Source organism: Stenotrophomonas sp. RIT-551 (assembly GCF_026241915.1).
Taxonomy (GTDB): Bacteria; Pseudomonadota; Gammaproteobacteria; order Xanthomonadales; family Xanthomonadaceae; genus Stenotrophomonas; species Stenotrophomonas bentonitica_A.
The window spans coordinates 13,430-32,018 of sequence record NZ_JAPJIU010000010.1 but is presented as its reverse complement, the minus strand read 5'-3'; the positions used below and the strand labels follow the sequence as shown (position 1 = coordinate 32,018).

Sequence of the window (18,589 nt, the reverse complement as noted above, 5' to 3'; positions counted from 1 at the left end):
ACCTTTTCTTTGAGGGATTGAGGAGGGATGTCATCGACTGGCACCGGCAAGAATGGAGATCGCGGACCAGACCTGGGGCGGCAGCGCCTTCGCCATTGCGAAGGGAGCCGCCACGGGAATCGCGACGACGGTCCAGCCTTCGTGGAAGGTGGACAGCGCCCATGAACGGCCACGACGTGCATTCCCCTGCTCATCGTACAACCCTGCAAGTTGCCCGCCGATCATGTCATGCGGGCCGGCGAAGTACTCGATCAGCCTGTCCTGCCAGTCTCCTGGCTTGTAGGGGTCGCCTCGCAGCGTCCCTGTCCAGCCTTGGATACCCCCAGTTACGCCGCCCAGTTTCTTGCCTTCCTCCGACGCTAGGTACTGGGCGAGGGTCAATCCCCCCTGTTTATCGTCGAACTGCACGCGTCCCAGCGAATCCAGGGCAAGTGTGCCGTCTGGATTCGTTGCACAGCGGATGCTGCCAGGTCCGCACAGCTGATCCAGGTCCACGCGGGTTCCCCCGATCTTGAACTCATCGCCATCCACACCGGCACTCTTTCCGTGGATGTTGTCCAGTGTCGTCACGCCGTCGGTGACACCCGGGAACAACTGCGAGTTCTTGATCATCTCCTGCCGCATCCAGTCCGCCGCACTGGCCAGCGCCTCCTTGGAGACCGCGCTGGTCGCCGAGCCGGTCACCGCGCCGATCAGGATGTTGAGCATCTTCTCCTGCGTGCGCAGTTCATCGGCTTCAGCCTGCAGCGCAGCCTTCTGCTCCGGCGTGTCGGCGTGTTCGTAACGCTCCTTGATGCTGGCGCCGCGGCTGGCCACATAGCTGCCCACGGCACTGTGCGCCTGCTGGGTGAACGCTGCGCTGATCTGCGCTTCGGCCTGCACCTTCTGCGCGAGCTCCACCGGATCCCAGTTACGGATCAGCCCGTTGGCATCGTCGCCACTGAGCACACCGCGATTGAGGCTGGCCAGGGTGTCGTCGATGCTCTTGCCGGTCTTGGCCAGCTGCGCGTTGCCATCGGTGATGGTCAGCGCGCCTGCGCTGATGCCGCTGCGGGTGGTGCTGGCATCGCTGCCCTTGTCGCTGGCATAGCCGGGTGCGGCGGCGCTGGCATCGTTGCCATAGTTCTGCCACGACCAGCTGCTGCCCTGCCCGGCTGCACCGGTGGACCCAGGCGTGCCGTCGTTGCCACGGCCGCTGTTGCCGCCATTGGACGGGCCGCCTGTGCCGCTCTTGCTGAAGCCGCCGGACAGGCTCAGGCTGCTGGCCTTGTAATCGCTGCGGTTGTCCAGATCGCGCACGCTCAATGTGCTGGTGATCAGCTGGTTGCGACCGTCGGCGATGGCCTGCTCGCTGGAGGCGATCACGCCACCGATCAGATCGGTATTGCCGCCTACGCGCACCTGGTAGCCACCGTCGCCCGCCTTGATCCCGCTCTGCTCGACAACGCTGGCGTAGTCACCATCGACCTTGGTGTTGCCGTAGCTGGCGCTGCCGGAGAAGCCCAAGCCGACCGTGACACTGCCGCCGACACTGGTGTCCTTGCTGTGGAAGGTGGAGGTGTCCTGCAGGCTCTCGATGTTGAGGTCGCCGCCGATATCGGCGATCACCTCGCGGCCGCTGGCCACCGCGCCACGCAGGGTGGTGTCGCCACCGGATTCGAGCACCAGCGTGTTGCCGGCGTTGACGTGGCTGTTGGTCCACTGCACGTCGGTGCCCTCGCCCTTGCCCTTGGAGCCACTGGCGTTGGCGGTGATGCCCGCACTGGCACCGCCGGAGCCGATGCTGATGGCCACGCCGACACCACCGCTGGCCGCGCTGCTCTTGCGATCGGTTTCCTGCGTGTTCTTCGCCGCCAGCAGGGCGATATCGCCATCGGCCCGCAGGTAGGCGTTGTTGCCGGCGTTGATGGTGCTGCCAATCACGGTCAGATCCGAATCCTTGCCCGCGCCCGTGGCACTGATGCGCACGTCGCCGCCCGCGGTGATGCTGGAGCCGGCTGCGTTGTCATGCGTGGTGGTGGTCTTGCTGTCGCTGCGTGCGCCGCCCACGGTGATGGAGATGTTGATGCCGCCCGCCGCGCCCGGATCGGCCTGCACCGCACCCACCGCTGCCGCCGTATTGAGCACGGTGGTCGCCGCCGCCAGCGTCTTCATGCGGCTGTCGTCGGTCTGGCTGGCCGCCTTCTTCATCTGCTCGGCGCTCTGGATCGCCGAGATCACCGGCGCGGTCAGCGCCACCGTCAGGCCGGCCTGGCGGAACTTGTCCTCCTGGGTGGCGACGCCGGTCTCGCGGGCCTCCACGATGTCGACCTTGCGCGCATGGATGTCGATGTCGCCCTCGGGCGCGACGACGTGGCTGCCAACCTGGCGGTAGTTGTTGCCCGCCACCATCACCACGTTGCCCGCGGTGGAGCCGATGGTGGACGCCGCGGCACTGGTACTCACGTCCTTGGCATCGCGGCTCTGCATCTGCGTGCCGACCGTGAACGCGACGCCGCCGTTGTAGAGGAAGCCGCTTTCATCCTTGCGCTTGTAGTGGCTCTCGCCGCGCGTGTTGGTCGCCGCCTCCACGGTCAGATCATTGTCGGCCAGCAGCACCGTACCCGCATCGGAGACCACGTTGCTGCCGGTCACGGTGATGTTGTTGCCGCGCACCGCCACCTGGTGCCCGCTGAGCGTGCTGGCGATGGCCTGGGTTTCCTCCAGGCTGTCGCGCGTGGTGTTGGTGGTGGACTTCAACAGCCCGCGATGGGTGTGCTTGCGGCCCTCGCTCCAGTTGTTGCTCTGCTCGCCGCTAGCGATGGTGACGTCGTTGTCGGCCCTCACCGAAATCGCGCCATCGCTGCTGTAGACCTGCGCGGCGCGCAGGTCCACGTCGTGGCCGGCCTGCAGCTGCACCGCGCCAGCTGCGTCGATGGTAGTGCCGACCTCGCGCTCGTAGCCTTGGCGCAGGTAATTGTCGTTGTTGCGGACATTGTTTTCCTGGCGTGCCTCGGTGACCGTGCCCAGGGAGAGATCGCGGCCCGCCGCGAGCAGGGTCTGGCCCTGTGCGCCGGCATTGACCACCTGGGCGCCGTCCATGCGCAGGTCGCGACCGGCCTTGGCCAGCAACGTGGCGCCCTGGTCGCTCACGAACAACCCGGCCACGCGGTCGATGTTGGTCCTGCTGAAGTCGCTCAACCCCGCGGTGTTCTGACCGCTGCGGGTGGTGGTGACCATGTTGAGATCGCGGCCGGCACTGGCGACCAGCACGCTGCGCGCATCGATCAGGCCGCCGAGGTTGTCCAGATCGGTACGCGCGTTGGCACTGACCGTGTCACCGCTGATGCGGCCGTCCAGGTTGCGCAGGTTCTGCGCGTCGATCTTCACCGCGGTGCGGCCGGCGATGGTCCCGCTGTTGACCAGGTCGCCGCGCAGGTTCAGCTCCACCGAGCGGCCGGCCAGCAGCGTGCCGGTGCCGTCGATATCACCGGGGCGCACGCGAACATATACCTGCGGAACCAGTGCGGTGGTGGTGCTGCCATCGGCCAGGGTCACGCGCTGCTCGACCAGCCAGACGATGTCGCTGGTGAGCTGGGCCATCTGTGCCGGGGTCAGCGCCACGCCGGGGCGCAGGCCCCATGCGTCGGCGATGGTGGCCGCATTGTCGAGCAGCGCGCGGTATTGCGCTTCATCGTCGGCATAGCCATCCAGGAAGCGGCGGCCGGTGAGCTGGGCGACCTGATCGCGGACCAGCTTCTGTTCGTAGAACCCATCGCCCAACCGCTTCTGCACGTTGGCCGGGTCCACGCCCATCTTCTGCAGCAGGTACTCCGAACCGAGCCAGTTGCGGTAATCGGCAAAACGCGGATCGGTTTCGACCAGGTATTGGCCGGCATTCGGCCCGCTCTGGAACAGGCTGCTCTGCGGCAGTTCGGCCTCCACGCCGATGGTGCGGATCACGGTCGGCTGGTTGCCCGCCGCGCCCTGCGCACCGGTGCCCGCCGTGCTGCCGGGACCGGCCAGCGAGGCCACGCTGGCGCTGACTTCGGTCACCTGGCGCTGCCCACCCACGGCACCGGCATCGGCCGCACCCCCGACCTGCCCACCGACGGAACCCGTGCTGACCCCGCCCACCTGGTAGCCGCTGCCACCGTCGCGGGTGTTCTGTTCGGTGCGGGTCACGCCCAGATTGATGGTGCGCACTTCATCGGCCGGGCGATAGGCGATCTTCCGGTCCCACTTGCGCTCGTGATAGCGCTTGAAACCACCGCGCCAGCGACTGTAGGTGTATTGGCTGGTGCCTTCCTCGTGCACCCGGTACTCGCCGAATGCGTCGATGTTGCGGAGGTTGCCGAGATCGCCCAGCAACGCGCCGCCGGCCAGGATCTGGCTCTTGTCGTTGATCAGCTCATCGCCACGCAGCGTCATGTTGCCGCCGGAAATGATGCGACCCGGCGCGCTGGAGGTGACCTGGGTTTCGTACTCGGTGTGGGTGACGTCGTACTGGGTCCAGTCCTTGACGTCGCCGTTGCCGTTCTTCCACCAGTACTTGCCGGCACGGCTCCAGCTGGACCAGGTGAACTCGCTGGCATCATGCATGCCGGGCGTGCCCTTGGGCTGGATGTACAGCTTCTTGGTCGGGCCCACCACCATCACTTCAGTGGTTGCGAAATGCTCGTTGCTGTTGAGCAGGCGCGTGGCATCGATACTCAAGCCACCCAGCGACTCGATGGTCGCGCTGGCGTTGTGCACCGAGCCGGCGCGACCGACTGCATGGCCCTGCGCATCCAGCGCACCGCCGATGTTGAGTGCATTGTCGCCACCGCCGGCACTGAAGATCAGCGCCTGCTCGCGGTTGACCACGGAGCCGGCGCCGATGTCCAGGCGCTCACGCGCAGCAATGGTGGCTGCGCGGGTGACGCCCTCCAGCGTTTCATCACTGTTGACCAGGGTGGTGGCACCGATCGACAGGCGGTCGCCGTAGATGCGGCCGGTGCCTACGTTGAGGATCACATCGGCATCGACGCGGGTATCCACGCCGTCGATCAGCCCGCGGTTGCCGAGCACGCCATCGGCGCGCACCTGGGTGCGGATGCCGCTGATCTCGCCAGTGGCCAGGTTGTCGATCTGGCCGGCGTGCAGGTCCAGATCACCGGCCTGCACCTTGCCCGCGTTGGTCCACAGCCCCTGCGTGGAGACCGTGGCCTTGCCGTTGGCGGTGATCTGGCCATCGTTGCGGTAATCCTGCTGCAAGGCCAGCACCAGATCGCCCTGCGACAACACCCGGCCCGTGCCATTGAGTGCGTTGGCATGCAGCGTCTGGTTGCCCGCCGACAGCAGCGTGCCATCGGCGTTGCCGACCTGGCCGGCGCGCACGTCCAGGCTGCCCGCCGAAGACACCAGCCCCTGCTGGTTGAACAGTGCATCGCCGGCCTGCAGCGCGATGCGCTGGTCGGCGGCAATCATGCCGGTGCTGTTGTCGATCTGCGCGGCGGCGAGGTCCACGCTGCCGCCCTGCAGGCCGAGTGCAGTGCTGCCGCCAGCGGTGGCGCGGTTGTCGATGCGCGCGGCATGGGCGACCAGATCGCCACCGGCCACGGCCAGGCCGGCCTGGTTGACCAGCTCACCGCTCAGATCCAGGGTCAGATTCCGGGTGGCCTGCAGGCGGCCGCCGCTGTTGTCCACGCGCTGCGCCTGCAGCAGCAGCGAGGCCCCGCTGCCGACCTGCCCGCCGCTGCGGTTGTCCAGCGTGGCCAGCCGCGCGTCCAGCGCCGTCTGCGCCTGGACAAGGCCGGCACGATTGTCCAGCTCACCGGCACGCAGGGTCAGCCCGGCACCGCTGACGATGCCACCGCGCGCGCCCGCGTCGGTATTGCCCAGCCGCTGGCCGTGAGTATCGATGCGCATCGCCGCACTGGACTGCAGCAGGCCAGCGCGGTTCTCCAGCGCACCACTGCGGACATCCAGCGTGCCGGCGGTGGCGGCGATGATGCCCTCGCTGTTGTCCACGCTGCCAAGGCCGGTGTCCAGTGCAAGGGATGCACCGGCCAGGGTGCCGCGCACGTTGGCCAGTCCCTGGCTGGCGACCGAGAGCGCACGTTCGGCCTGGATCACACCGGCGGTGTTGTCGATATCGCTCGCGCTGTCGAGCGTGACATCGCCCTCGATGGACGCCAGCGTGCCGGCGTCACGGTTGACGATGCGGCCGGCCTGCACCTGCAGCGTGCCGTTGGCAGCGACGGTGCCGGCGCTGTTGTCCAGCGCCTGCGTCACCGCCACGTCCAGCGTATCGCCCGCGTTGACGGTGCCGCCGCGGTTGTCGAGGCTGCCGGCGCGCAGCTGCTGCGCACCGCCGGAGGCGACCAGGCCGCCCTGGCGATTGTCGAGCAGGCCGTCCACGCCCAGCTGCAATGCACTGTCGCCGGCCGCCTGGACCGTGCCGGCCTGGTTGTCCAGCTGGCCGGCCCGAAGGCTCAGATCACCGGCGCTGGCCAGTGTGCCGCGCTGGTTGTCGATCGCGCCGCTCACCTGCAGCGTGGAGGCCGCCTCACCTGCCGCCAGCAGTTTGCCGTCGCGGTTGGCCAGGCTCCCAGCCTGTACGGCGAGCGCACCATTACCGATGATCTGGCCGTTCTCGTTGAGCAGCGCGTTGGTCACCCGCAGGGCCAGCGCGTCGGTGCCGGTGGCGATCAGTTCGCCATGACGGTTGTCCAGCTGCCCGGCGTCGATCGCCATGCGCGCCGCCGAGGTGATGCCGCCGGAGACGTCAATCGCCTGGCCCTGCAGTTGCAGCGCGCCATTGCTCAGCAGTTTGCCGCCCGCCCCGGCCAGCGTTGTGGCGTTGATATCCAAACGGCCGCTGCCGGCCTGCTGCACCTGGCCGCCCGCGTTGCGCAGCAGGGGGGTGTCGATGGCCAGATCGCCGTTGCTGGCGAGCGTGCCGCCGTCGTTGTCCAGTGCAGTGGTTGCCCCGATACGGTTGCCCTCGCTGCCGGTGGCCAACAGCTGGCCGCCACGGTTGTCGAGCGTATCGACCTGGACATCGAGCGTGCCGGCCTGCAGTTCCGCCTGGCGGTGATCGACCGTCCCTGCGCGCAGGGTAAGTGTGCCGGCCGTGGCGATCTCGCCGCGCTGGCCGTCCAGCATGCCGCTGGTGAGCTGCAGGCCGTCGCTGCCGGCGTGCATCAGCTTGCCATCGGTGTTGACCAGCACCGCGCTGGTCAGTGCCAGCGAGGCAGCGTTGCTGGCGAGACTGCCGCCGGTGTTGTCGAACGTGCCCGCCACCTGCAGCTGCGCAGGTGCGCTGCCGCTGTGGGCGATCGTGCCGCTGCGGTTGGACAGCTGCACGGTGCGCGCATCAAGCGCGCCGCCGACGTTCATGACGCCGGCGTCGTTGTTCAGCGCCTGGCCCTGCACGCGCAGGTCACGCCCCGTGGTCAGCTCGCCCTGCCGGTTGGACAGGCCGCCCCCCTCCACCGCCAGATCGCGCACCCCGAGGCGACCGCCGTCGTTGTCCACGTGGCCCGCGCGCAGATCGATATCACCTCCGGCAAGGACCGCGCCGGCATCGTTGTCGAGCACGCCGGCAATCACCACGCGGCCCTGTGCGAGCGGCGCGGTGGCCGGCGGCGTCGAGCCCGGGGTGCTGCCACCGGTGCCACCGTTGCCGCTTCCGGTTCCCGTGCCCGGGCTGCCCGTGCCGTCGCCATCGCCCGGTGAGGTCGGCGCCGTACCGTCCTGCCGGGCCAGTGCGCCGATGCTGCCCTTGTCACGGTTCTCCAGGCGCCCGCTCTGCACCGCCAGGACCTGCACGCCAGCCTGTTCGATGCTGCCGCCGCGGTTGACCAGCGAGGCCGCCTCCAGGTCCAGACGGGTGCCATTGAGCTGGCCACCCGTGTTGTCCAGATCCTGACCGGTGCGCAGGTTCAGTTCACGCCCGGCACTGACCAGCCCTTCGTTGCGCACACCGCCGCTGGCAGCGATACGCGTATCGTCGCGCGCCTGCAGTTTGCCGGTGTTTTCCAGCCGGCCATCGACAGTCACGACCAGTTCGCCGGTCTGCGCCCCGAGGTTGCCCGCGTTGCGCACGCCCACGCCGTGCTCGGTGCCCATCAGCAGGATCTTGTTGGCGTACATGCCGCCCAGCTGGGCCACATCGAGCGCGTACTGCGGCGCATTGCCTTCGGCGGCCTGCGCCTGCACGCGGCCCAGATCGGCGCTCACCGTGTTCGCGCCGGTGGTGACCTGCAGCTGCTGCGCCCACAGGCCCGCATTGAGCTGCACCGAGCGTGCGATCAAATCGGTGTAGTCGACCCGGCTGGCATCCATGCCGGCACCGAAGATGTGGATCGCTCCGCCCTGCACGCGGTATCCCTCCAGCGCACCGCCATTGAACATCGGGGTGCCGGTGGTCAGGGTGATGCGGTTGGCGTTGATGAAGCCGCAGCCATCGCAATCGATGCCGGCCGGGTTGGCGATCACCACCTGCGCGCGGTCGCCGGCCACTTCCACATAGCCGCGCAGCTGGCTCGGGTTGGCGCCATTGACCTCGTTGAGGATCACCCGTGCGGTGCCGCCGGCCAACCACGGATTGCCCTGCACCCAGCCACCGAGCTGCGACTGCGTATTGCCGCGTGAGTTGTTGAGGATGGCGCCCTGCTGGTCAACGTCGAAGCGCTGGTAGGTATTGCGCGAAACACCGGCAGCACTCGGCGTCTGGATATTGATCTGCGGCGTGCCGTTGGCGGTTTCCAGCACGGTCGGGCGCTGGTTCCCGGGGGCATTCGGGTCCGCGACCACCTGCGCCGCCGCCAGGCCGGTTACGCCTACCCAGCCCAGCATCACCCACAGCGCGAACGCCATCGGGCGCAGTGCCGCCGTGCGATCGCCATCCTGCCCGGTACCGGCGCCGCCGGGGCGCGGGGTGATCTCCGCGGCGACCTGCCAGAGCATGAGGGCGTGGTTGAACACGAGGCGGTACAGATGCTTGTTCATGACAATTCCTTTGTATGCGTGCGGTCGGTGCGGCGCGAACGCGCCCGCACTGAAATCAGAACGACCAGCTCAGGGTGAATCCGGTGACGGTGTAGGCGTTCTGGAAACCAGAGGGCTTCTTCAGCGGGGCGCCGACGAAGCCGTCCCAGTACAGGCCGCGATACGACCCACGCAGGCCGATCACGCTGCCCGCCAGGTCGTTGCCTACCTGCCATTGCGTGGCGCTGCCGCCGACATGGCCGTAATCGGCGCCGACGTAGAATTCCTGCCCGCCGCCCAGGGCCAGGCCGATATCGTTGCGGATCAACCAGCCGCGCTCGCCCATCAGCGACATCTCGCCATCGAAGCCGCGCACGGTGTAGCGGCCACCGATCGCGAAGCGGTCCTGCGGCACCAGCCCGCCACGGTTCCATTGCGCTCGCCAGCTGCCGGTGTAGCGCAGGCGCTGCTGGCCGAGCTGGAACGGGAGGCTGAGCTGCGCGTCGGCGAAGTAGATCTTCGGGTGCGAGGTGGCTTCACCGAACAGCTCCTCGGGTGCTGCGATCGAGCCGAAGGCCCCGGTGCCACGGCGGAAGCCGACGGTGCCATCGAGCGTGGCCTGGCCGATGAAATGACGGTGGTTCAGGCCGAGCTCCCAGCCGCCCATGCGCCGGCGCTGGACCAGGATTTCGGTGTCGTCGATGAAGTTGCGCGAGTCGCGCTCCCAGGCACGCAGATACATGCTGGTCTTGCTGCTCGCGTTGCGGAAGAGCAGGCGCGTGGCCCGTACTTCGGCGTTGTAGCTCTCGCCGCTGTAGAGATACGACTGCTGGTTGCCGGCCACGGTCTGCTCGTACTCGTAGCCGCTGCGCGTGGCGCCGAACAGCCAGTAGCCGACCGGCACGGAGTAGTGGAAGGTGAAGCCCTTGGTGCCGCGCTTGCCGCCGCTGAACACGTCATGGTTGAGGTTGACGTAGAACAGGTCGTTCTGGCGCAGCGCGTGGTCCAGCGACATCGTCGCACCGGCCTGGGTCTTGCCGGTGGCCTTGCTGCCGGAATCGTCCAGGCTGAGGTTGAAGCGGACCAGCCGTTGCTGCGACCACTGCACCACCAGGTCGCTCTGGCCAGGTGCGGCGTCGGCGCCTTCGGCCGGGCTGATCTGGATGTCGGCCTCGGCGGTCGGCACGCGCTTGAAATTCTCCAGCCCCTGTTCGATATCCCGCAGGTTGAGCAGGTCGCCACTGCGTGCCGGGATCGCGTTCCACAGGGTGGCGTCGCGATGGGTGCCCTCGGCGAAACGGATCTGGCGGAGCGTGCCGGGCACCACGGTCAGTGCCAGCGTGCCGGTGGTGAGGTCCTGCGGCTGGGCCAACACGCGCGTGGTGACGTAGCCGCGCTCGACGATCGCGTTCTGTACCCGCGACATCACCACGTTGATGCCTGCGGTGCCCAGGCAGCGGCCGAGCGCCGGATCGCCTTTGCCGTTGGCTGCGGGCAACGCCCACTGGAAACGGTCGGCCTGCTCGCCTTCCAGGGTGATCCGGTTGATCACGAAGCAGGGTGCTTCGTCCTGGGGCAGCCGCTCCGGTGCGGCCACCGGTGCGTCCTGCAGACGTGCATCGGGCCGGGTTTCAAGCTGCTCGCGCAGGGCGCGTTCCCGCTCCTGCTGGCGAAGCAGCTCCTGATCGGGGGCGGGCAGCTGCTGGGCATGCACCGGCGTGCAGATCAATGCGACGGCGGCGGCCAGCGGGGCCAGCGGGGCCAGGAGCAGGGTGCGCCGGGAAGCGCGGTGCATACCGGCGCGAGCCGGGGTGGGTAGTGCGTTGTTTGGCATGCAGGATCTCGAACGTGGGCTGGCACGAACCATCGTTCGCTATAGACCGCCCCTATGGAGGCCCGCCAATTTAAGAGCTATTCGCGACATGAGAACCGTCAAAAACCCCACCCACCCCGTAAGAGAACTACCCGCTCGCTTGTAGGGATTTTCCTAAATAGTCATTTTTTTGACGCAGCGCACATGGAAGGGGACCGCGTGGCCCTTGTTGTGAAGGCGTTTTCACACGTAGCGCCTCGCACTGCGCGCGGCGCGGCATCGTGCCCGCGGCCGGGCCTGTCGCGTCGGCGCCGCATCATCTCGCCCCACACTGCGCGACCTGTCGGGATCGAACCCGTACAATGCCCGGTCCTGGCCCTGCTTACGGCAGCGGCCCAGTCCCCTACCCCGCAGCTGCCGGCCACTGGCCGGTCTCTGCCGTTGCACCCGCGCGCCGGCATGGCCGCAGTGCGCCACCTGTCAGGAAACATGCTGATGACTCACCCCACCCCACCGTCCCAGTCCCTGCTGCACGGGCGCCTTCTTGCATTCGCCGCGATCCTGCTGGCCGCGTTGAACCTGCGCACCGCGGTCACCTCGCTGACCCCGCTGCTGGATGTGCTCGGCCAGACCTTCGGCTTCGGCACCACCATGACCGGCGTGCTTGGCATGCTGCCGACCGCAGCGTTCGCCCTGTTCGGCGTGACTACCCCGGCAGTGGCGCGTCGCCTGGGCCTGGAACGGACCGCCCTGCTGGCCATGAGCCTGGCCACCGCAGGGCTGCTGCTGCGGTCGATGGCCGGCGGCGTGGGCAGCCTGCTGTTCGGCTCGGTGGTGGCGCTGGCCGGCATGGGCATCGGCAACGTGGTGGTACCGCCGCTGGTGAAGCGCTACTTCGCCAACCGCGTGGGCACCATGAGCACGCTCTACATCACCGTGTTGCAGATCGGCACGATGATGCCGGCCCTGCTGGCGGTCCCGGTCGCGCAGCAGGCGGGCTGGCGTGTGTCGCTGGGCATCTGGGCGCTGATGTCGCTGGCCGCGGCGCTGCCGTGGCTGATGCTCTCGCGTGCACGGCCGCACCCGGACACGATCAGCGCGGCCAACGATCCGTCCAGCGCGCCGCACGGCAAGGTCTGGAAAACCCCGCTGGCCTGGGGCATGACGCTGATGTTCGGCATGACCTCGCTGATGACGTACTCGATGTTCACCTGGCTGCCGAGGATCGTGGTGGAAGCCGGTGCGACGCCGGCCTTCGGCGGCATCATGGTGGCCATCTTCGCGGCCTGCGGCCTGCTGCCGTCGCTGACCATGCCGGCCCTGGCCGTGCGCCTGCGCAACCCGTTCGGGCTGGTGCTGATCGGCTTCAGCGCGTTCCTGATCGCCTTCGCCGGCCTGTTGTTCGCGCCGATGAAGGCCCCGTGGCTGTGGGCGGTGCTGCTCGGCATCGGGCCGTCCACCTTCCCGCTGGCGCTGACCCTGATCAACCTGCGTACCCGCACGCCCGCCGGCTCTGCCGCGTTGTCCGGCTTCATGCAGGGCGTGGGCTATGCCTTCAGCTGCCTGGGCCCGTTCCTGTTCGGCTGGCTGCATGCCGTCAGCAACGGCTGGCACCTGCCGTTTGCTTTCCTGGTGCTGTGCGCGGTGGTGCTGTTGTGCGCCTCGTGGGTCGCCTGCAAACCGCAGAAGCTCGAAGACCAGTGGTAAGCGCCGCTGGCGCGTCCATCTACACGCGTTGTGCGCAACTGCTGACGTAGCGTGTCGCTAACTGACCCGGTGTGCTGCACCGGGCAGTGTTCGGAGCCGCTGGCGCCGCCAGCCGGCTGAACAGCTTCATCGCGATGGAGTGCGCTTTCCATGCTGGCGACATGGGTTGAACGTGTAGCAATTCAATGACTTGCCTCTCCCCTCCGGGTTCCACCCGGGGGCTGATCGGTCGTACCCGCGTCTTAACGATTTGGCAACAACTGCGCAGTCAGGCACGATTGGCATGTGATGTGCGTCACACTTTTGACGCTACGCACTTTTGAAAGGACGCTCCAAGGGGGGTTCCATGTACGACCATCGGCCGCTGGCGCTCAGCGTCGGCCTGGCATGCGCCGCACTCGCTTTCTCCGCTCCGGCTCCGGCAGCCGCCGACCCGCGGGCGGATGCGTTGGCCGAGATCGGCCACTACCGTGACCAGGCCCATTGGCTGGATGCGCTGGCCGTGATCGAGCGGGCCCGGGTGCAATCGCCCGACGACGAACTGCTGTATCGGCTGCAGGTGCTGACCCTGTCCGACATCGGCAACGCGCACCGCGCCTGGCAGCTGTACCTGGCACGACCGGACCTGTTCGACGCCGCCCAGAAAGAACGGCTGGAAGGCAATTACCTGGCCAAACTCGTGGGCTGGAGCCTGGCCTACGGCCCCAGCGAGGACACCCGCCTGGATGAAGCCGATGCGGCCCTGGTGCAGATGCAGCAGTACCTCGAGCGCGACGGCACCACCGTGCAGCAGGCCCCGCTGAGAATCCGCTACGACCGCCTGATCCTGCTCAACCGGCTGGGCCGCCATGCACAGGTACGCGATGAGTACCGCAGCCTGCTCGCCGAGGGGCACCCCGTTCCCAACTACCTGCTGGCCGCCGTCGGCGATTCGCTGATGGCCACCCAGCATCCCGCCGAGGCGATCCCCGTACTGGAAGCGGCGCTCAAGGCCGATCCGTCGCTGCCGCAGGCGCGGTCGGAACTGGCCTACGCCTATCTGGAAGACGAGCAGGCTGATACCGCCATCGCCCTGCTGAAGAAGTGGCAGGCCGATGAGCCGGCCTGGCGCTGGGCAAACGGTGCCAAAGCGCCGTATGCGAACTGGCCGCGCTACGAGGCCGATCTCAACCTGGCCATGGTGCGCGCTTACAGCGGCGACCTGCCCACCGCCCAACATGACCTGGAGAAGATGGTCGAGATCGGGCCGGGCAACACCGGCACGCAGTCCTCGCTGGGCAACATCTACCTGATGCGCGGCTGGCCACGCCGGGCGCTGGAGCGCTACAGCATGGCCAACACGCTGGACCCGCGTGACGTCCCGGCGCGGCTGGGCCAGTACGACGCCTACGTGCAGATCCAGCGCGATGACCTGGCGCGCCCCCTCCACGACACCCTGCTTGCCGCCTACCCCAACCAGCCTTCCGTGCAGCGCATGGACCGCAGCTGGCGTGCGCATCGCGGCTGGCAATGGCATGCCTACGCCGAAGGCGGCCGCAGCTCCGGCGGTGGCGGAGCCTCACCGCTGGGCAACGACGACGGCCGTTACGGCGTGGAAGTGCAGTCGCCGGTCCTGGACGACCGCTGGCGGCTGGTCGCCTTCGCCGACCGGCGCAGCGTGGATTTCCAGGACCAGACCATCGACCCGCTGCGGGTCGGCGTGGGCACGCGCTACCGCTACGGGCACGCCGATGCCGAAGCCTTCGTCAACCGCGCCAATGACCACATCGGCGATACCGGCCTCAGCGCCGGGTTCGGCTGGCAGTTCAGCGATCAATGGCATGCCGGCATCACGGCCGCACGCAACGATCCGGATGCCTCGATGCAGGCACGTGTCTCGGGCATCACCGCCGACAGCATCGCCCTGGCGGCGGACTATCGTCGCGATGAACGCACCCACTGGAGCCTGGGCGCCAGCCAGTTCCGCTACGACGACGGCAACCGCCGCGATACCGTCAGCACCGCCATCGAGCAGCGCCTGATGACGCGGCCCACCGTGTTCCTGGACGGCCTTGGCAGCCTGTACGCCAGCCGCGGCAGCCGCGACGACGTGCCCTACTTCAATCCGTCCGAGGATCACTCGGTGGAAATCGGCCTGCGCGTGGACCAGCAGCTGTGGCGCCACTACGAACGCCACTTCCGGCATCGCCTGACGGTCTCGGTGGGCCAGTACTGGCAGCAAGGGTATGGCAGCGCGATCGTGCCCTCGGCGGAGTACCGCCACGAATGGCAGCTCGGCGAAGGACGCATTTTCGAGTACGGCATCAGCTGGTCGCGACCGGTCTATGACGGGCAGCGTGAACGACACATCGGCCTGGATGCCGGCCTGCGGTGGGGAGAATGACATGCGGCACATGGACTTGAAACGCTGGACCCACTGGCTGTTGCTGGCCCTGCTCACCGTCGTGCTGCCGGCCCAGGCCCAGCAACGACCCGCCATGCTTGATGCGGCCGATAACGGGCTGCTGGTGCTCAGCTACCACGACGTCCGCGATGAGGTGGCCGAACGCGGCGACCCGGATGCGTATGCCGTCAGCACGCAGAACTTCGCCGCGCACCTGGACTGGTTGTCCGCGCACGGGTATCACCCGGTGTCGCTGTCGCAGCTGATCACCGCCTCGCAGGGCGGCACGCCGCTGCCGCCCAAGCCGGTGCTGCTGACCTTCGATGACGGCCTGCGCAGTGTGTACAGCAAGGTCTTCCCGTTGCTGCGCGCCTACAACTATCCGGCGCTGGTCGCCGTGATCACCGATTACGTGGACATGCCGGCCGGGCGCCAGATCGATTACGGCTACCGCCCGTTCACCCGCGATGATTTCCTGACCTGGGCGCAGCTGCGCGAGATGCAGAAGAGCGGGCTGATCGAACTGGCCAGCCACACCGACAACCTGCACCATGGCGTGCAGTCCAACCCGCAGGGCAACTCCACGCCGGCGGTGATCACGCGCATCTACGACCCGACCCGCAAGACCTATGAAACCGCTGCCGAGTACGAAGCCCGCCTGCGCGCCGACCTGGGCCGCAGCGTGGAGCGCATCCAGCGCAATGTCGGGGTCACCCCGAAGGCGATCGTATGGCCGTACGCCGCCTACAACGCGTTGAGCAACGATATCGCCGAGCAGTTGGGCATGCCGGTCTCGTTCGATCTGGAAGGGCGCAGCACGCCGGTCAAACGTGATCTGCATGGCCTGGCGCGCTTGCTGGTGACCAACAACCCGACCGTGGTTCAGTTGGCCTACGAACTGCGCCGGGATGTGGAACGCGATGGCATGCGTGCGCTGCAGATCGACCTGGATGCGGTCTACGATGCCAATCCGGTGCAACAGGGCAAGAACCTGGATGCGCTGATCGATCGGGTCAAGAAGATCGGCCCGACCCACGTGTTCCTGCAGGCCTTCGCCGATCCGGACGGCAACGGCTCGGCCGATGCGCTGTACTTCCCCAACCGCCACCTGCCGATGCGTGCGGATCTGTTCAACCGCGTGGCATGGCAGCTCAAGACGCGCGCCGGGGTCAAGGTGTATGCGTGGCTGCCGGTGCTGGGTTACGAGCTCAAAGACCCGGCCATCCGCAAGGCCCTGGCCATCGAGAGCCCGGAAAGCGATGGCATCTTCCGGCTGGATTTCACCCGGCCGCACGTCCGCCGGATCATCGATGACATCTACGAAGACCTGGCGATCAACTCGTACTTCGAGGGCCTGCTCTTCCACGATGACGCCTACCTGCGCGACACCGAGCTGACCCAGTTGCCGCCCGAAGGCGAGGATGGCGCACGTACACAGGCGCTGATCGACTTCACCCTGGAGCTGCGCAACGCCGCGCAACGCTGGCGGCCCAAGCTGGGGACCGTGCGCAACCTGTATGCCCAGCCGGTGCTGGAACCGCAGAGCGCCAGCTGGTTCGCCCAGCGCCTGGACCTGTTCAACAAGGCCTACGACCACACCGCCTTGATGGCGATGCCGTGGATGGAAGGCAGCCGCAGCCCGGAGCGCTGGCTGGACCGGCTGGTGGTGGCGGTGAAGCAGCACGATCCGCAGTTGTCGCAGACGATGTTCGAGCTGCAGACGTTGGACTGGCGCACCGGCAAGCCGATCCCCGGCGACCGCCTGCGCGCGCAGATCCGTCGCCTGCAGGCGCAGGGCGTGCGTCATTTCGCCTGGTATCCGGATGACTTCATCGCCGGACGTCCCTCCACGTATGACGCCCGCGCGGCCATGTCGGCCCGCAGCTTCCCGTACGAGGAAAAGTGAGGTCGCCATGCATCCTCTTCTCTACGCGCTGTTCCAGTTCGCCTTCTTCTACCCGATGGTGATGGCGTTCTTCTGGATGTCCGGCGGCCTGTATTACTTCTTCCGGCGCGAGCGAAAGGCCCGTGACCGTAATGACCCGCCGCCGATGGATGTCTATCCGTTCGCCTCGATCCTGATCCCCTGCCACAACGAAGCGGAGAATCTGGACGACACGCTGGGCTCGGCGCTAAAGCAGAATTACCCGGATTTCGAAGTCATCGCCATCAACGATGGCAGCAGCGACGATACCGGGGCGCGGCTGGATGCCCTGGCCGCCCTGCACCCGCGGCTGCGGGTGGTGCACCTGGACCGCAACCTGGGCAAGGCCAATGCGCTGCGCATGGGCGCACTCGCCGCACGCTCGGAGTTCCTGGTGTGCATCGATGGCGATGCGATGCTGGAGGAGTACGCCACGCACTGGATGGTGTGGCACCTGACCTCGGGCCCGCGCGTGGGTGCGGTGACCGGCAACCCGCGCATCCGCAACCGCTCCACCCTGCTGGGCCGGCTGCAGGTGGCCGAGTTCTCCTCGATCATCGGCATGATCAAGCGGGCGCAGCGGGTGTACGGGCGCATCTTCACCATCTCCGGGGTGATTGCCGCGTTCCGTCGCACGGCCCTGCACCGGATCGGTTACTGGTCCGATGACATGGTGACCGAGGACATCGACATCAGCTGGCGCCTGCAGCTGGACCATTGGGACATCCGTTACGAGCCCAATGCGCTGTGCTTCATCCTGATGCCGGAAACCTTGAAGGGGCTGTGGCGGCAGCGCCTGCGCTGGGCCCAGGGCGGTGTGGAAGTGCTGCTGCGGCATGGCGGCTCGCTGTTCCACTGGCGCAAGCGCCGCATGTGGGGCGTGCTGCTGGAGTACATCCTCAGCGTGCTGTGGGCCTACACGATGCTGGCGATCATCGTGCTGTGGGCGGTGGGCAAGTTCATGGTGCTGCCGCCGGAGCTGTACATCGCCACGCTGCTGCCGCAGTGGCATGGCGTGATCCTGGCCCTGGTCTGCCTGATGCAGTTCGCCAGCAGCCTGATCATCGACCGCCGTTACGAAACGCATATTGGACGTAACTACTTCTGGGTGATCTGGTACCCGATGGCGTACTGGCTCATCAGTCTGTTCACGACCCTGGTGGCGTTCCCCAAGACGTTGTTCAAACGTCGTGGCAAGCGCGCGGTCTGGGTCAGTCCTGACCGGGGTATCCGATGAACACCGTCAAATCCACCCGCCGCTTCGATTCGCGGCTGATCCAGAAACCGCGCCAGCAACCGCGCCTGCAGCGCACCGCCTGGGGCTTTGTGACCATCGCCTTCTGGGCGTTCTACTTCTACCTGTGGGCACCGCTGGTCACGCTGATCTCGTGGCTGCTCGGCGGGCGGATGGCGTGGGCGCAGCTGTACGAACAGAAGCAGACGGTCGATCCGTTCGTGGTGATCGCGCTGCCGGTGATGCTGGTGTGCTGCGCGGCGCTGCTGATCGCCTGGGCCGAGTACAACCGCATGCGGTTCACCGGCAAAGAGCGCCGGCTGCCGCATGACGATGTGACCCGCGAGGAGATGGCGCACGACCTCGGCGCGAGCGCGGCGGTGGCCGCGTCGCTGGCCGATGGCAAGTCGGTGACGCTGCACATGGACGAGCACGCGCGGCCGGTACGGGTCACCGCGGGGGCATTGGCGGTCGCATACCGGTAATCGCGCGGGGGTTGGCAGACCGGTCGTGCCGGCCGCTGGCCGGCGCCACGGATTGCCAGGATGCGAAGGAGCCGGCCAGCGGCCGGCT

7 protein-coding genes are annotated in these 18,589 nt (G+C 67.5%); 5 read left to right on the top strand and 2 right to left on the bottom strand.

The window, feature by feature from the left end; translation table 11 throughout:
- Window positions 1-30: 30 nt before the first annotated feature.
- Together ORK51_RS12735 and ORK51_RS12730 are read right to left on the bottom strand one after the other, a co-directional pair.
- Window positions 31-8,976, bottom strand: coding sequence for a two-partner secretion domain-containing protein (locus tag ORK51_RS12735; protein ID WP_266085117.1), 8,946 nt, complete (start codon window positions 8,974-8,976; stop codon window positions 31-33).
- 55 nt (window positions 8,977-9,031) lie between these two features.
- On the bottom strand, window positions 9,032-10,750 hold the full coding sequence (locus tag ORK51_RS12730; protein WP_266085116.1) for a ShlB/FhaC/HecB family hemolysin secretion/activation protein: 1,719 nt from the start codon (window positions 10,748-10,750) through the stop codon (window positions 9,032-9,034).
- A gap of 507 nt (window positions 10,751-11,257) precedes the next feature.
- Here ORK51_RS12730 and ORK51_RS12725 point away from each other — a divergent pair.
- From ORK51_RS12725 to pgaD, 5 genes are all read left to right on the top strand, one after another.
- The gene (locus tag ORK51_RS12725; RefSeq protein WP_429000669.1) at window positions 11,258-12,475 is read left to right on the top strand and encodes a CynX/NimT family MFS transporter; all 1,218 of its coding nucleotides are present in this window, start codon (window positions 11,258-11,260) and stop codon (window positions 12,473-12,475) included.
- A 346-nt stretch (window positions 12,476-12,821) separates the two neighbouring features.
- A complete protein-coding gene (gene pgaA / locus ORK51_RS12720; RefSeq protein ID WP_266085114.1) occupies window positions 12,822-14,858 on the top strand; it encodes a poly-beta-1,6 N-acetyl-D-glucosamine export porin PgaA in 2,037 nt (678 codons plus the stop codon).
- A gap of 10 nt (window positions 14,859-14,868) precedes the next feature.
- A complete protein-coding gene (pgaB, locus tag ORK51_RS12715; protein ID WP_266085113.1) occupies window positions 14,869-16,764 on the top strand; it encodes a poly-beta-1,6-N-acetyl-D-glucosamine N-deacetylase PgaB in 1,896 nt (631 codons plus the stop codon).
- A gap of 7 nt (window positions 16,765-16,771) precedes the next feature.
- Entirely contained in the window at window positions 16,772-18,019 is a 1,248-nt protein-coding gene (gene pgaC / locus ORK51_RS12710) for a poly-beta-1,6-N-acetyl-D-glucosamine synthase (protein WP_266085112.1), read from the top strand.
- A complete protein-coding gene (gene pgaD, locus ORK51_RS12705; protein WP_266085111.1) occupies window positions 18,016-18,501 on the top strand; it encodes a poly-beta-1,6-N-acetyl-D-glucosamine biosynthesis protein PgaD in 486 nt (161 codons plus the stop codon). The genes pgaC and pgaD overlap by 4 nt, the downstream gene beginning before the upstream one ends.
- The last annotated feature ends 88 nt before the right edge of the window (window positions 18,502-18,589 follow it).

Excerpts from the sequence above, each read along its gene's own strand:
- ORK51_RS12730 (WP_266085116.1), bottom strand. The coding sequence starts at position 10,750 with ATGCACCGCGCTTCCCGGCGCACCCTGCTCCTGGCCCCGCTGGCCCCG.
- pgaC (WP_266085112.1), top strand. The coding sequence starts at position 16,772 with ATGCATCCTCTTCTCTACGCGCTGTTCCAGTTCGCCTTCTTCTACCCG.
- pgaB (WP_266085113.1), top strand. The coding sequence starts at position 14,869 with ATGGACTTGAAACGCTGGACCCACTGGCTGTTGCTGGCCCTGCTCACC.
- pgaD (WP_266085111.1), top strand. The coding sequence starts at position 18,016 with ATGAACACCGTCAAATCCACCCGCCGCTTCGATTCGCGGCTGATCCAG.
- ORK51_RS12735 (WP_266085117.1), bottom strand. The coding sequence starts at position 8,976 with ATGAACAAGCATCTGTACCGCCTCGTGTTCAACCACGCCCTCATGCTC.
- ORK51_RS12725 (WP_429000669.1), top strand. The coding sequence starts at position 11,258 with ATGCTGATGACTCACCCCACCCCACCGTCCCAGTCCCTGCTGCACGGG.
- pgaA (WP_266085114.1), top strand. The coding sequence starts at position 12,822 with ATGTACGACCATCGGCCGCTGGCGCTCAGCGTCGGCCTGGCATGCGCC.